Origin of the sequence: Shinella sp. AETb1-6 (genome assembly GCF_009826875.1) — a bacterium.
Taxonomy (GTDB): domain Bacteria; phylum Pseudomonadota; class Alphaproteobacteria; order Rhizobiales; family Rhizobiaceae; genus Shinella; species Shinella sumterensis.
The window spans coordinates 373230-387524 of the sequence record NZ_WUMM01000005.1 but is presented as its reverse complement, the minus strand read 5'-3'; the positions used below and the strand labels follow the sequence as shown (position 1 = coordinate 387524).

The window sequence follows — 14295 nt, the reverse complement described above, 5'->3', positions numbered from 1 at the left end:
TTTGTGGCGAGACACACCCCCAAAAAACCGCGCCCTGGTCAGTCGACGGTCGTCAGAAAAGTTGGCCACCGCTTCGGCATGGAAGACATACCGCAAGCGCAAGCAGGCCTCCTATTCCGTCGAGTCTGCAGCGATATGGCTATCGATGCCGCGTGTCGCGAGGCCTTCGGCCGTCACATCGCGCACACCCTTCACGCCTCGAACGAAGCGGATGAGATGGTTTCGGTCATCTTCGCTGTCGACGGCGCCATCGAGTTCGGCAACGCCGTCGCGAATGGTGATCTGCAGCATGTCCAGTTCCACGCGGCCATCGTCCTCGAGCGCCTCCATGATGCGGGCCTCCAGATCATCGTCGCTGATTGTTCCACCCTCCTCGTCGGAGAATGGCGTCGGTGCGCCGGCGACGGCGCGTTCCTTAGGATCCGACGTCACCGCAAGACGCTCGTTGTCGATCTGGTCGAGTTCCGCGCCGCCGGCGCCGTAGGGTGCGTTGCCGCCGGCCTTTCGGCCGTCGTCATTATCCGAATAAGGCCAGCCGTCGCGGATATCCCGCTCTTCATAGTCGCGAAAATCCTCTTCGCGGGATGGGTGTTTGCGATCGGTCATCGTCGTTTCCTCGCTCACAATTGGCGTTGCATCCCTAACCGATCAGGGTTCGCCCTTGTTCCACGTCGCATTTCGCTCGCCGGGAAGACCGGCGGCGACGATGCGGCTTTTGAGGAACAATCGGCGAAAAGCGTGGTTGGTCATCAATCCCGACACACGATGCCCAACACAAGAGGCGAAGATGGCACTGACAGCACTGGCGCTCAACTGCACCTTGAAGACGAAGAGGGCCGAAGACCCCTCCTCGACCGACCGTATGTTGAAACTCCTCGCCGCGGCCATGGAGCCGCTCGGCGTCACCACGCAGTTCGTGCAACTGGCCGATCACGATATCAAGCCGGGCGTCACGTCCGATGAAGGCGATGGCGACGCGTGGCCGGCCATCCGCCAGAAGATCCTGGACGCCGACATCCTCATCATGGGCACGCCGATCTGGATGGGGCAGCCGTCCAGCGTCTGCAAGCGCGCGCTTGAACGCATGGATGCATTCCTGGAGGAAAAGGACGAAGAGGGGCGCATGGTGTCCTACGGTCGCGTCGCCGCCGTTGCCGTCGTCGGCAACGAGGACGGCGCGCATCATGTCTCCGCGGAGCTTTTTCAAGCGCTCAACGATGTCGGCTTCACCATTCCCGCAAATGCCTTAACCTACTGGGTCGGCGAGGCGATGGGATCCGTGAATTTCGTCGATCTCGATGAAATCCCGGAGCCCGTGCGCTCCACGCTCTCGCTTGTCGCACGCAACACCGTGCACGCCGCGACGCTGCTGAAGGCCCGTCCCTATCCAGGTGAAGGTGCATGACCATGGGAAAGAAAAAGAAGAAGTGGTCGCAGGACGTCACGGAAAACAGCGACGCCATGGACCTCGAAAACGGCGTCTTCAAACAGAAGAGCGCCAGGAAGATCGCCAGTTCGCTCAAGCAGTCTGCCGAAGAGAGCGGCCGGCGCAAATCGAGCCCGTTCCGCTCGGCCATGTCCATGCTGACGTTCTACATCAACCGCGCCGGCAGCCAGCTCTCGAAGAGCCGGCGCGACACACTGGAAGACGCGAAAGCGGAGTTGCGAAAGGATTTCGGCAAGCAGCCAAAGAAGGGTAAATAGCCTGAGATTCATGATACTCAGGGCGCCAAAGGCGTCACCCTCCAGACCAAGACGCCGCCTCAACTATCCTGCGCAATGATGGACGATCGCTTTTTCAACCAGCGAAACACCTGGATTTCATCCTCGTCCATCCAGTCCAGAAGACGTTTTGCGCTTGTCTTCATCTTCAATACCTCGCCCAGCCTGCCGGCATGAAAATCCTCGAAAACGGCCGGATGAATGTAGGATGAGCGACAGACGGCACGGGTGTTCACCAGTCTTGCCGCGACCGTGTCGATCGCCTGGTTGATCTGTCGGGTGAGTTCGCGCTTGGTCGGCGGAACATCGACGGTAGCAAGCGCCTGGACGGCCATGCACGTTGCGCCCCAGGTGCGAAACTGCTTCGAGCTGAAACCGTCGCCGGCGATCTCGCGAATATAATCGTTTACGTCCTGCGAGGAGATCGGCCGGCAGCCGCCCTCATCACACACATATTTGAAAAGGTGCTGTCCCGGCAGCTCCTGCAGCTTGCGGACCACATTGGCAATCCGGCGATCGCTGTGGACGAGGTTCCACTCCTTGCCCGACTTTCCCTTGAAACGGAACTTGAGGTTGCCGCCGTCGACCTTGACATGCCGCCTGCGCAATGTCGTCAAGCCATAGGATTTGTTCGCCTCGGCATAGGCCGCGTTGCCGACACGGATATAGAGATTGTCGAGCATCCAGATGACGGTCGCCAGCGCCTTGTCGAACGTCAGGCCGGGCGAACGCAGGTCGTGTTCCACACGCTCACGCAGGTCCGGCAGCCGGTTCGCGAAGTCGATGAGCCGTTCGAATTTGGCACGGCCGCGCTCGGCATGCCAGTCGGCGTGATAGCGATACTGACGGCGGCCGCGCGCATCCTTGCCGATCGCCTGCAAATGAGAATACGGGTTGGTGGAAATCACCACGTCGGTATAGGCCGGTGGAATCGCGAGAGCGTTCAGGCGCGCGATTTCCGCGCGGTCTGTGATCCTTCGCCCGTCGGGCCCGTAATAGAGATATCCCTTTGCGCCCGTTTTGCGCGTGATACCGGTTTCCAAACCTTCGATGTAAACCAACTTCGCGTGGAGGTCGGTATCGGAAGGGGCATCGGCGAACACGCGGGGCATCTGGTTCATGACGCGATAACTCGCAGACCCGTCCGCTGTTCCCGGTCTAAATCGTCGGAAGGACCTCAACGGCTCCAAGATCGCGCAGAGCTTGGAGCTGGTCGCCGGAAGGCTCGCCATCGGCAAAGACGCGGAAAGCCTTTCCCTGGTCCTTCAGCCCCTGCGCCATTTTCAGCGCATCCGGAAAGACCAGTTTCGGCTCGTCGCGCGTGTCCGTGCCTTCGGGATCGAGCGCGCTGAGCGCGACGATCTGATAGGTGGTCGGCATCCGCCTCTCCTCTTCAACCCTCATTTCCATCCGAAACGAAATTGTCGGACACAGCCGCACGTGCGCGTCTCATCGCCTCGATCTGATCGAGCCAATTGCGGCTCAAGACCTGCTGGATCGCCAGAGCGATGTCCTCCATGTTCCAGCCGGCATCTTCCAGTTCCACAACGAGAGCGGTCAGCTTGGTATCGATGACGGCGTTCAGTTCTTCGGTCCGGTCGTCACGGGAATCACGCATATGCCTGGCCTTCTTGTGGTGGCGCTCTAACGTCATGCGTCAGGCGCGGTGATATCTCGTGGCGTAACGCGTGAAATGACATCAGGTTTCGCGGGATGGATCAGACGGCGCGAATATGGAACTGTATCGGCACTTGGCGGTTAAGAGATGTTGGGGCAACGCAGCATTTTCGTCAAAGACCTGAAACCGGATGCTGTTGCGGGAAGGAGCCGGCCTTGGCCGAGGATAATCATAGCAACGGACTGCTTGCACGCGTCGACCCCGACGATTTGGCGGCGTTATCGGCGCAATTTGAGCGCGTGGATCTGGATCAGGGGCAATTCCTGTTCCACGCCCACGAGGCCATCGAGCACGTCTATTTTTTCCTGAACGGTCTATCGTCGGAAATCGCCGGCCCACGCGGCAAGGAAGTCGAGGTCGGCTGCGTCGGCGCCGAGGGATTGTCCGGCGTGCCCGCGCTTCTCGGCGTCGACAGCAGCCCGCATTATGCTTTCATGCAGGTCGGCGGGACGGCCCTGCGTATCCGCAGCGACGCCCTGAGGGACCTGATGGACAGGCGCCCGCGGCTAAGGTGGTTTCTCCTGCGTTTCGCGCATGTCTTCATGATGCAGATCGCCGCCACCAGCCTGGCCAATGGAAGGTTTAATGTGGAGCAGCGCCTCGCGCGCTGGCTGCTGATGTCGCAGGATCGCCTGGGCGACCGCCTTCCCCTCACCCACGATTTTTTCGCGCTTATGCTTGGCGTGCGTCGGCCCAGCGTAACGGACGCCCTGCATTTGCTTGAGGGAAAGCGCCTTATACAATCCAGCCGCCGGCTCGTGACGATCCGGGACCGCGCAGGGCTGGCACAGCTTGCCGGCGCCTCATACGGTATGCCGGAAACGGAATATCGACGACTTATATCGGGTCATTCCGAACCGTCGCCACCACTCATTGAGACTTCGATCTGAGCGCTGAGCGAAACGGCACGCTCACAAGAACCCGGCCCTCTTCATCGGCGATGTCGAAAAACTGCCCGTCCGGCTCATATCCCGCCAGAACATGCTCCGCCATGATCTCACGCGCCGCCAACCGTGCGTCCTCGATCGCAAGCTCCAAAGTATCGAATTCCGATCCTTCGAGATCCTCTTCCGTGCGCTCTCCGTCGCGAATATTAAAGAAGTATCGCACTCTTATTTCCTCCTGCAAACCATGCGAACAGAAAGCCGCGGTGCTTTGTTCCGGACGGTGTTGACCCGGCGGTTCGACGGGTCGCGCACAAGGCGACGCCGCACGCCCGATACTCTGCCTAGAGACCAGCGCCCGCCTTGTTTTCACGCCTGTCGGACCCTGTGGAAACGGAACATCCCGCGATCCAGACGGTTTAGAGCGTGAAAGGAGATGTCACATGGGTATGAACAAACCGCAGGACGGCGCACCGGGCACCACGGATCAGTCGCCTCGCTGGGAGGGGCCGGAATCATCCAGACCGCGCGGCTACCTGCCTGCCAAGGACGATCCCGACACCGCGCGCGACGCCGTCGGTGAGACGAACAAGGATCCCGAGCGCAATGGGGTAGCGGACGCGATGAAAGCCAAAGGTGATCAAGGCGGACAGTCTCCGGCCGTGCAATCGCTCAAGGAAGAGCAATCCCGCCAGGCGCGACCCAGTCAGGAAGGAGAGCTCCAGAAAGGGCTGGAAGACACGTTCCCCGCCTCCGACCCGGTTTCAGCCGCCAATACCTCGACCGTGAAGAAACACGTTCCCCAGGATGAAACATAGCCATCGCGGCCCCCGATCGGGCACCGCAACAACGAGATGAAAGACGGCGGCATTCCGGATGCCGCCGTTTCTTCTGAGGCGGTACGATAGAAAGAGCGGGCTCCTGTCAGTCGAACAATGTGCCGCGGGCGCCTTCCTGCTCGCGTGCCAGCTGCCTTATGGCGTCTTGCGCCTCGTCGGCGCGCCACCCTGCTCTCTCCGCTCCTGCAACAAGCTCCGCGAAATTGCCCGCAGGCCCGGTGGTCATCGTTGTCGTCAGATCCTCCGGCGCCGCTATCGCCAGGTCCGCGACGGCAGGTCGCAGCGCGGCGACGCAGTCGGCGCTGCGACCGGGATAGTCTGCACTCTCCTTGGGAGGCTCGATAGCGTGCTGATGCGGCATGGCCGTTTTTCCTCGTTGGCACTACACTGCCAATCCCCGCCAGCCTCCATTGTTCCCCGCCAAGGTCGGAACAATCCTTGAAGGCCGAGGTTGGCCCATTGTCCTGATGTGCAGCGGCACATGTCATGAAAGAGGCGCGCAAGAGACCATGTCCACCCATGACCCTTACACGCATTCACAGGTCGTCATCATCGGTGCGGGCTTTGCCGGCCTCGCCTGCGCAAAGGGCCTCGGCAAGTCGGGCATCACCGTTACCGTCGTGGACCGGCGCAACCACAATCTCTTCCAGCCCCTGCTCTACCAGGTGGCCACTGCCGCCCTGTCGCCGGCCGATATCGCAGAACCCGTGCGTCGGACGCTCGGGCGATATGACAATATCCGTGTCCTGCTGGGCGAGGTCGTCGGTATCGACAGCACCGGGCACCGTGTTCTGCTGAAGGACGGCACGTCGCTCCCCTATGACGACCTCGTCATCGCGACCGGCTCGGAATACAACTATTTCGGCAACGACGGGTGGAAGCCGTTCGCCCCGGGCCTCAAGACCATTCATGAAGCAAGGCTCATCCGCCACCGATTGCTGTCCGCCTTCGAGCGCGCGGAGCGCGCAACCGATCCCGCCATTCGCAAACGCCTGCTCACCTTCGCCATCATCGGCGGCGGTCCGACCGGTGTCGAGATGGCCGGCGCCATTTCCGAACTGGCGCGCCAGATGATCCATCACGACTTCAAGGCCATCAACAAGAACGAGGTCGATGTCCTTCTCATCGAAGCCGGGCCCCGCATCCTTGCCGCCTTCCCGGAGAAACTCGCGGCCTACGCGCATGCCTATCTGACGGATATCGGCGTTCGGGTCCTGACCGGACGCAGCGTGACCAAAATCGACGCCGACTCCTTGTCGCTGGGCGACGAGCGCATCGAAACAAGCTGCATCGTCTGGGGTGCGGGTGTGCGTGCCTCGCCCGCTGCGCGCTGGCTTGACGTGGAAGGCGGGCAGCAGGGCCGCATTCCCGTGGAACCGGATCTGTCGCTGCCCGGGCATCCTGATATTGCGGTCATCGGCGATACGGCCCTGGCGACGGATGAGGATGGAAAGCCGCTTCCGGCACTGGCGCAGGTCGCCAAGCAGCAGGGCGAGTATGTGGCGGACCGCCTGCGCCATAAACTGACCGGCCGCACGCACACGGCACCGTTCCGGTTTCACAACCGTGGCAACACCGCCGTCATCGGCCGCAACGCCGCGATCTTCGATTTCGGGTCCTGGACCCTGAAGGGCCGCATGGCCTGGTTCCTGTGGGCCCTCGTCCACGTCTATCTGCTGGTGAATTTCGAAAAACGCCTGCTGGTCAGCATTCAGTGGATAACGCGTTACTTCACCCGGCAACGCAGTGCACGCCTGATCGACGAGAACCACGGTCGTGACGACGACACATCGGATCCACCCGACAAACCGTTCGAGAACCCGCCGGCAGCGGGGCGTTAATTTCGCGAGGCCGACAAACCGGAGGCGGCCTGCGTCGCGTTCACGAACCGAACAGGAGGACGCTATGGAAGCGATGGAAGAACAGTTCTGGTTTCTGGCGATTGCGGGCGGCGCGCTGCTCCTGGGGGCTGTGCTGGTTTACGGTGTTATGAAGCAGCGACGCCTGTCACCGACGGAGCGCGCGCAGCAAAACCGGAAGGTCAGAAGCCTCTATGGAAAGGACACCCCCGCCGCAACGCCGCAGGTCGACGACGGTTCGGACCAACCCCGCGCACGGACCGGGCCTATTTTTCTGGCGGTCCTGTTCGTCGTGGTGGGCTGCATTCTCGGCTATTTCGTCATCAGGCAACCGACGGCGCCCTCCCCTTTCGTCGAAGGAAAGGAAACCAATGACGCCCAACCTGCCGCACCGGCTGACAAGAATGCCCTGCCCGGCCAGTCCTGAGCGCGCAGCCTACGTCTCTTTCGCGTAAAACATGCGGGCCGACGACTCTACGACAAAGCGATGCTTGGCGGGATCGAATGTAGCATCGGCGAAGGTATCGAAGAGATATCTGGCAAAGCTCTCTCGCGCTTCGTCCGAGGCAGCAAACCATGGCTGTGCGGTCAACTCGTCGAAGACCGACTGCAACGCGCCCAGTTCTTCAGGATCGAATGCGCCGTAATGTGTGTAGCTGCACATGCTCACCTCCTGAATGAGAAGAGGAAAGCTTAGAGAACTTGCGGCCCAATACAAAGCGGGAACACTGTACGAAAGCGTACAGTGTTCCCGCCGCTCAGCGCCGGCGCGCGTGGACGCCTACATGACCCCGGGCCGCCCGATATCGTCCTCGAGCATCTTTCTCGCACGGTTGACCCGGCTCTTGACCGTGCCGATTTCACAGGCGCAAAGCCTTGCCGTGTCGATGTAGCTGACACCCATCGCCACCAGCAGCAATGTGCGGCGGGTGCTGAAAGGAATGCGCTTGAGCGCTGATCGCAATTCGCTGCGGCAGACCGCCCATTCCTGCGGCGCGCTGATGCTGATCCGTTCGAAAAGCTCCGGATCCATGCCGGCGGGCTCCCGGCAGCGGCGATGATATTCGGTGTTGAAGGTGTTGCGCATGATCGTGAACAACCATGAGCGGAGATTTGTGTTCGGGCGAAATTGATGGGAGGACCGCAGGGCCCGCATCACCGTTTCCTGAACGAGATCTTCGCGATCGCTGATTGCACGACACAATTGCCGCGCAAACCGCCTGAGGGCAGGCAACTGGGCTTCGATCTGGGCATGAACTGTCTGCTCGATTGGGGCAGTAACCAAGGCGTCCATTCGTTCCTCCATTTCAAAGGGAACGAGACGGCTTCAAAGAGGTTGCAGTACGTTATCGTACGGATCACCGCGCGGAAATGCGCACGTGGTCGCGCTTCGCGATCGGCGGGACCGCACGGTTTCCGGCAAAACATGAAGGCATATTCCGATCAGTCCGAGGAACGCGCGATGCTTGTCCCGATGAGGCGCTCATATTCCCGCTCGCATTCGCCATAGGCGTCCCGCGCGAAGGCGACCAGCCCCGCCCTGTCGCGGACGCTGACAACACCCCGTTCGGAATAGATGAGCTTCTTGCCTTCCAGCACGTGGAGCGCCGTGGTGATGCTGGGACGCCTGACCGCAAGCACCATCGACATGAACTCGTGCGTCAGACTGATCTCCGTTCCGTCCACACGGTCATGGCACATCAGGATCCAGCGGGCGAGACGCTCGCCGATCTGGTGCACCGCGTTGGAGAGCGAGGTGTAGGCCTGCTGGACGGTCAGCGCCTGGACGTAACAGGCAAGCAGCCGGTGGATCTCCGGATCTTCGGCCATCATCGACTTGAGAGCGGGCGTGGCAATCCGGTGCGCTTCGCCCTGGATCTGCATGTGGACCGAGAATGGATCGGCGTCCACGTCCAGAATGGCCGAGGCGGGATACATGCCATCCCTGCCGACGATGCCGATCTCGCTGCACCGTCCATCAGGCGAGCGGATAACCACCGATGCTATGCCGCTTTCGAAGAAATAGGCGTGTTTCATCGGCTGCTGGGGTGAAGACAGCTGATGCCATCGGGGAAGCCGCACCCGTTCGAGATGCGGCAAAATCCGTTGCAGGCTCGCTTCCGGTAAACGCCGAAGAAGGTTGTTCCGAAACCCGCCGTCACAACCAGCTGCCATCAATAAATCCAATGCAGTTCATCGACCGCATATCCGCCAAAGGCCTCGGTCTCTCCCAAAGTCAATGGCTGTCCATCTATGGCCATACAATCGGCGAAACAACCCGGTCTGGAGGGTCGGTACGAAAGCGGACAGAGGTCTCCCGCCCGCAGGCGCCGCATCGCATTCGTACGGTTTCGTACGGAGCTTTTCCCCGCGGAACTTCCCGCCTCCGCGTGCATTTTGCGGGCTTCACCGGGAGGAACACCATGCAACACGTCGACAGCAATCGCTCCGTAGCGCAGGTCAGGGTGTATGACGTCGTGCTCTATTGCAGGCAGCAGGGCATACACGAAGCGGAAGCCCGGAAACTGGTCCGCCTGATCGGGCCATTCGCGGACCGCTTGGCGATCCAGATGAACCTGACGAAACGACCGGTCCGTTTCCGCTAAGCCAGCGGACGCCATCCGTCCTTGACAAGGTTCTGATATAGAACGCTTGCGGTTTAACTCTCGCGCCCGCGCCTATATCTTGTCGGACTGAACAGCAGTGCGACAGAGGGCATTCGTGACGGGCAGACTAAGCCATCCGGAAACAAAACTCGGCCGTAACCGGCGGCGGGACATTGCGGGGAACGCCATTTGGGGCCCGTTCCGCTATGGTGTCGCCGGCCTCCTGATCTGGCTTGCGGCATCCTGCCAAGTGTGGGCGCAACAGCCCGTACCGGCGGGCTGGAGGAAACAGACCTTCGACTTCGGGAGCACGGACCTGCGAGGCGAAATCCTCGTTCCCGCCAACGCTGATTTCCAGACCGTGGAAATCCAGCCTCGCCGGGCGGGTACCGCCGGCAACGTGACGGTGGTCGGCAAGATCGCACCATCGGCTGCCGTGCCGGCGGACGTGACCATCATGGCGCTGGATCTCCAATATCCGGCGGCGGCATTACGGGTCTGCCTCTACGAGGTGGGATTGATTGGCCTCGAAGTTTTCTCACGATCCATCGCGGACGACCTGTCGAGCGCATCCGTGCGCAGCATGCGCGTCAAAGACGGCCGGTTCGAGCAGGTGGCCTATTCGCGCTGCCTGACACGCGGCACCAAGCTCCTCGTCTTTCATTTCATCGCCACGCCCGCCGGTACGGACGAGGAAAGCGCCTTCGCGACCGGCGGGAACATCGAGACATTCGCACGAACGGCGCTCGATGGCCTGACCTTTGCCGACGGCAAGCCGGTCAGCCATTGGGCCGGCATGACCGATGTCCCGCTGAAACTCGGGTCACGCACCGTGGCCCTGCCGGTTTCGCCCGCCTGGAGCATCGCCATCAACGACTTCCAGGGCGGCGTCCCCGCCGAACTCAGCATGGTGCGCAAGCGCGATGGCAAGGATGCCGGCCTCGTCTGGCTTGGCGCTTTCGATGCGCCCGCCGGCTTCGACATCGCACGCGATGGAGAGACGTTCCTGCGCGATTTCATCGCCAGGCAGTCGCCGGATTTCGGTAGCGCGCAACTGCTGTCGAGCGACAGCGCTTCGCCGCCCGATGGCGTCGAGGGCACGAAGAACCATTTCCACTTTGACATCGCCACGAAAACCGGAGGCGAGGCCGGAGAGGTTTTCGCAACCGTCACCCTGAGCGGCGACAGGCTCTACACCGCTGCATGGTGGTCGCCGCCCGTGTCCGGCGATGGTCGCGCCGCGTTCATGGCCCGCCTGCCCGGCATGACGGCTTTCGATCTGGCAAGGCGGGCGGCCGACCGTATGATGGCCGCGCCGTAGCGTCCGGCGCGCCAAACCGAATCTCCGAAGAATATTCCAGGCCGCGCGGACGTCGAACAATCGGGTACGGGCTGGGGCGCACGACGAACACGCAGATGGAGGACAGCACGATTTCGAACAGACCGGAACTGAGCGAGCTTTTCCCCCTTCCCTATGCGCACTGGTACGCGGCATCGCTCTTTGCCGATGTGGGGCGCCCCGCACGCGAAATCCTCTCCCGGCTCGGCATCGACGCTGCGCGCTGGCAGAACTGCAACAACCGTTACGGGCAGCTTCACTTCGCCAATACGGGCTGGGTTGCCGGCGCCTATGCCCGCGAGGGCTTGCCTGAGCCCGAGCATGACCGCGCACTCTTCGATCATCTGACCGAACATGACGGCATCGACCTGCCCGTGCCCGAGCCGTTCAGCATGCGCCGGGAACTCGGCACCCTGCGGCGGGCGGTCGAAGCCAACCCGCGCATCGGCCCCTTCTCGGACGTCGACTGGGTCGCGCACTACATCTGCGAGCGGCGCTTTCCCGTCATCCGTTACGTTCACGATGGCAGCCATGTTTGCGTCGACGGTGCTCCGATCGCAGATCGAAAGGGGGTGCCTCTCGCCGGCCTCGACCCTTTGACCTTCCGCCAGCTTGGCGATCGCTGGTTCTGCGACGCCAAGCGCGTCTACGGCCAGGGCGAGACGCCCACGAAAATCTTCTGGTTCGTCGCGCGCGGCGCAGATCCGGAAAGCTTCACCGTGCTGAACGAGCGCTACGGCGCCGATAAGGCCGCCGGCTTCTACATCACCAACCTGCGCCTGCCGATGGCGGAGCCCGGCACGTTCGAAATCGTGAGTTATTATTACGGACGCGGCCAGAAACCCGGCATCCATGTCGATGAAAGCCACTATGCCAAGGACAGCCGCAAGGTCTATGCCTATGGCGTCGAAATCAAGGGCGCGGACGCACCGAGCTTCCACGCGATAGGCGACGAGGGTCGGTATTTCGCCGACAGGAACCGCATCTACTGGGAAAACCGTCCGATCCCCGAGGCGGACCGGCAAAGCTTCACCTGCGCGTCCGAGGCCGGCCAATATTGCGCCTACGACAAGGACCGGCCCTTCTCGCGTGGGGAGCCGAAATCGGTATCCGCCGAATTCGAACACTGGAGCCGCTATTTCGAGTCGCATCCCGAGCTCACCGGCACCTGGTGGCATCGCGAAAAGGCGCGGCGGGAGCGTGGGGCCGCGGACGCCGCCGAGCTGGTCCCCATGGGCGGACCCTATTTCAGCGACGGGAGCCGTGTCCTGGTCCGACCGGCACGTCCGCATGATGGCGCGTGGGTCTCACTGGATCATTTCGACCATGACAGCCTTCGCCACATCGTCGATGTCTTTGCCGAGGACAGGCACGGGCTGCGCTATTTCGAACCGGGGATGGAGCGTTACGGATGCTCGCCGGTCAAGGGTGCCGACGCCGCGAGTTTCGAGCGTGTGTCCGGCCCCTGGTTTCGCGATCGCCGGCAGGCCTATTATTTCGACAGCACGGCGCCCATGCCGGCGCTTGTCATCGTCAAGGCGGATCTGAAGAGTTTCGAGGTGCTCGGCGGCGCCTATGCGCGCGATGCCAAGGGGCTGATCGTCGAGGGCGTGCGCAAACGCGGCATCGATGATCCCGATGCTGTCGAAGCGCTCGGCTGCACCTTCGCCCGTATGGGCGAGACGCTGCTTTACCGTGGTAAACCCGTCACCAGGCCCGGCAAGGTCGATCCCGCAACGGCGCGTGGCGTCCACGAGCAGCTTCTGATCGATGCCGAGGGACACATGCTTTTCGGCGGCAGTTATCGCAAGCCCCTCCCCGGCATCGATCCCGCCACGCTGACCTTCCTCAACCGCATTTTCGCGGCCGACGTGCGGCATGTCTATGCCCTTACCGATTCCGGCCTCGTCGCCTGCCCGGAGGTCGACCGCACCCGCGTGCATACGCTGGGGCACTATGCCGTGCATGTCGGAGACGTCAAATTCCAGGTCGTCAGCGGCCGCGTTCGACAATTCCCGTTGGAGGAGCAGGTGTGAGCGACTGGCGGATCCCCTTGCCATACGTCATGACTGTGACCACGATCGACATCAAAACACCGAGGCGAAGCGAACCCAGATGATGACCACTCCACGCCGCGACCACAGACGATACACGATCCTCATGACCGTGCTGGCCTTCATCATCATCGCGGCCTGCATGCGTCTTCCCATTCCCGGCATCGATCTTATTCCGGCAAGCCTCCAGCTGGCGCAGTCCGGCGGCATGGAGCGGCTGTCGCTGTTCGCTTTGGGAACCGTTCCGCTGTTCAGCCTGCTGGCGCTTGTCGAACTCGTGAGATTGATGGCGCCGGACCTGACGGAACGGCTGGGCCATGCCGGCTGGCCAAGGCTGCTCTTCGGCATTGCCGTGCTGCTTTTGACCGCCCTGCAGGCCTACGGTGTGCTGACGGCATTCGTCACCATGGGCCTCATGGCCGATACGCTCGGCGCCATGGCCCTGGGGATCGCAGCCTTTGTCGGCGTATCCGCCCTGTTGCTGTGGCTGAACGATGCGATCCGGCTTCCGGGCCTCGGCAGCGGCATATGGCTGCTCATGACGATCCCTATGTTTTCGCGCGTGCCTCGGGAAATCGTCATGTCCATTCAAACGGTCCGATCCGGCATCATGCCGCCGTGGCATCTCTGGATGCTTGCCGGCGCCGTCGTCGTAGCCGTCGCCATCGTCGTGGCGTTGAACCGACTGCTGCTCGCTACCGGCCGGGACGACGGCATGCGGCAGGATACGCCCTTGAGCGTTCTCCTCTGGCCTCCGTTTCTGGCGGGCATCGCCACCGGATATCTGATGGTCGTTCCCATCATCCTGCTGCCGGCTTCGCTCGAAACAGCGCCATGGCTCGCCACGGCGATGCACACCGTGTTCATGAGCGTGCTCATACCGCTCTTCGTCTATGGCTATTTCCGGCAGCTGCCGTTCGACCGCCGGGCAGACATGAAGCCGATCCTGACTGTCGTGGCCTTGGCGCAAGTCCTGCTCTGCGCGGGCCTGGGGCTGCTGCACCTGATCGTCTTCGCGCCGGCGGCACCCACCGGCCCCGCGCTCATCGTCTGCGTCACCGTCGTCCTCGCCCTGGGTCGGGTTCTGGTGAGCGGCCGCCGGCAGACCCGATGAGGCATTTGGCCGGTCAACTGAACTGTCGGGTCAGGCGGCCGCGAGACCACTCATGCGAAGGTGCAGTTATACCGCGCTACATCCCGCAAAACCGCACAGCCCGTCGGGCGTGCATAATGCGCGATAATAATGGATTATGGGGCTAAGGTTGGTATCGTCGCCAAGCACATCGAGGCCCAGCGTGCCAAAAAGCATCCGCA

General features: G+C 62.0%; 18 protein-coding genes and 1 pseudogene. 10 read left to right on the top strand and 9 right to left on the bottom strand.

All coding sequences use genetic code 11. From position 1 onward, the window contains the following. Window positions 1-111: 111 nt before the first annotated feature. Entirely contained in the window at window positions 112-606 is a 495-nt protein-coding gene (locus GR158_RS11695; protein ID WP_160871214.1) for a BON domain-containing protein, read from the bottom strand. A gap of 181 nt (window positions 607-787) precedes the next feature. Between GR158_RS11695 and GR158_RS11690 the strand changes: the two genes are divergently transcribed. Together GR158_RS11690 and GR158_RS11685 are read left to right on the top strand one after the other, a co-directional pair. Continuing rightward, window positions 788-1405, top strand: a complete 618-nt coding sequence (locus GR158_RS11690) for a flavodoxin family protein (protein WP_160871213.1) — start codon at window positions 788-790, stop codon at window positions 1403-1405. Between the two features lie 2 nt (window positions 1406-1407). After that, window positions 1408-1704, top strand: coding sequence for a DUF3175 domain-containing protein (locus tag GR158_RS11685; RefSeq protein WP_160871212.1), 297 nt, complete (start codon window positions 1408-1410; stop codon window positions 1702-1704). A 59-nt stretch (window positions 1705-1763) separates the two neighbouring features. On the opposite strand, the gene GR158_RS11680 is transcribed toward GR158_RS11685, so the two are convergent. Genes GR158_RS11680 through GR158_RS11670 form a run of 3 tightly spaced genes read right to left on the bottom strand, consistent with a single transcriptional unit; the run spans window position 1764 to window position 3340 of the window. Beyond that, window positions 1764-2843, bottom strand: coding sequence for a DNA topoisomerase IB (locus tag GR158_RS11680; protein WP_160871211.1), 1080 nt, complete (start codon window positions 2841-2843; stop codon window positions 1764-1766). 37 nt (window positions 2844-2880) lie between these two features. Then, window positions 2881-3102, bottom strand: coding sequence for a hypothetical protein (locus tag GR158_RS11675; RefSeq protein WP_134650368.1), 222 nt, complete (start codon window positions 3100-3102; stop codon window positions 2881-2883). A gap of 13 nt (window positions 3103-3115) precedes the next feature. Continuing rightward, window positions 3116-3340 carry a hypothetical protein gene (locus GR158_RS11670; RefSeq protein WP_160871210.1) on the bottom strand — a complete coding sequence of 75 codons (225 nt, stop codon included), beginning with the start codon at window positions 3338-3340 and terminating at the stop codon, window positions 3116-3118. 215 nt (window positions 3341-3555) lie between these two features. Here GR158_RS11670 and GR158_RS11665 point away from each other — a divergent pair, with 215 nt between their 5' ends. After that, complete coding sequence (locus tag GR158_RS11665) at window positions 3556-4290, top strand: Crp/Fnr family transcriptional regulator (RefSeq protein WP_246665623.1); 735 nt, start codon at window positions 3556-3558, stop codon at window positions 4288-4290. Here the strand turns inward: GR158_RS11665 and GR158_RS11660 are convergent. After that, complete coding sequence (locus GR158_RS11660) at window positions 4271-4510, bottom strand: hypothetical protein (protein ID WP_160871208.1); 240 nt, start codon at window positions 4508-4510, stop codon at window positions 4271-4273. The two genes, GR158_RS11665 and GR158_RS11660, sit on opposite strands and share 20 nt — an antisense overlap. A 217-nt stretch (window positions 4511-4727) precedes the next feature. Here GR158_RS11660 and GR158_RS11655 point away from each other — a divergent pair. Continuing rightward, a pseudogene (locus GR158_RS11655) lies at window positions 4728-4925 on the top strand (hypothetical protein); the annotation flags it as partial. Between the two features lie 283 nt (window positions 4926-5208). On the opposite strand, the gene GR158_RS11650 reads toward GR158_RS11655, so the two are convergent. Then, complete coding sequence (locus GR158_RS11650) at window positions 5209-5484, bottom strand: hypothetical protein (RefSeq protein ID WP_160871207.1); 276 nt, start codon at window positions 5482-5484, stop codon at window positions 5209-5211. Between the two features lie 148 nt (window positions 5485-5632). Here GR158_RS11650 and GR158_RS11645 point away from each other — a divergent pair, with 148 nt between their 5' ends. Together GR158_RS11645 and GR158_RS25135 are read left to right on the top strand one after the other, a co-directional pair. After that, entirely contained in the window at window positions 5633-6964 is a 1332-nt protein-coding gene (locus tag GR158_RS11645) for an NAD(P)/FAD-dependent oxidoreductase (protein WP_160871206.1), read from the top strand. 64 nt (window positions 6965-7028) lie between these two features. Then, the gene (locus GR158_RS25135; RefSeq protein WP_202402245.1) at window positions 7029-7409 is read left to right on the top strand and encodes a hypothetical protein; all 381 of its coding nucleotides are present in this window, start codon (window positions 7029-7031) and stop codon (window positions 7407-7409) included. Window positions 7410-7418: 9 nt separating this feature from the next. Here GR158_RS25135 and GR158_RS11640 read toward each other — a convergent pair whose 3' ends face one another. The 3 genes from GR158_RS11640 to GR158_RS11630 all read right to left on the bottom strand — a co-directional run bounded on the left by GR158_RS11640 (window position 7419) and on the right by GR158_RS11630 (window position 9019). After that, entirely contained in the window at window positions 7419-7646 is a 228-nt protein-coding gene (locus tag GR158_RS11640) for a hypothetical protein (RefSeq protein ID WP_134650375.1), read from the bottom strand. A gap of 117 nt (window positions 7647-7763) precedes the next feature. Then, on the bottom strand, window positions 7764-8276 hold the full coding sequence (locus GR158_RS11635; protein WP_246665622.1) for a sigma-70 family RNA polymerase sigma factor: 513 nt from the start codon (window positions 8274-8276) through the stop codon (window positions 7764-7766). A gap of 149 nt (window positions 8277-8425) precedes the next feature. Further along, entirely contained in the window at window positions 8426-9019 is a 594-nt protein-coding gene (locus GR158_RS11630) for a Crp/Fnr family transcriptional regulator (RefSeq protein WP_246665621.1), read from the bottom strand. A gap of 386 nt (window positions 9020-9405) precedes the next feature. Here GR158_RS11630 and GR158_RS11625 point away from each other — a divergent pair, with 386 nt between their 5' ends. From GR158_RS11625 to GR158_RS11610, 4 genes are all read left to right on the top strand, one after another. Next, entirely contained in the window at window positions 9406-9588 is a 183-nt protein-coding gene (locus GR158_RS11625) for a hypothetical protein (RefSeq protein ID WP_134650378.1), read from the top strand. Window positions 9589-9703: 115 nt separating this feature from the next. Next, on the top strand, window positions 9704-10909 hold the full coding sequence (locus tag GR158_RS11620; RefSeq protein ID WP_160871203.1) for a hypothetical protein: 1206 nt from the start codon (window positions 9704-9706) through the stop codon (window positions 10907-10909). Between the two features lie 95 nt (window positions 10910-11004). After that, window positions 11005-12963 (top strand): DKNYY domain-containing protein, encoded by a 1959-nt coding sequence (locus GR158_RS11615; RefSeq protein WP_160871202.1) that lies wholly within the window; start codon window positions 11005-11007, stop codon window positions 12961-12963. A gap of 79 nt (window positions 12964-13042) precedes the next feature. Beyond that, window positions 13043-14095, top strand: a complete 1053-nt coding sequence (locus GR158_RS11610) for a preprotein translocase subunit SecY (RefSeq protein WP_160871201.1) — start codon at window positions 13043-13045, stop codon at window positions 14093-14095. Window positions 14096-14295 lie beyond the last annotated feature (200 nt).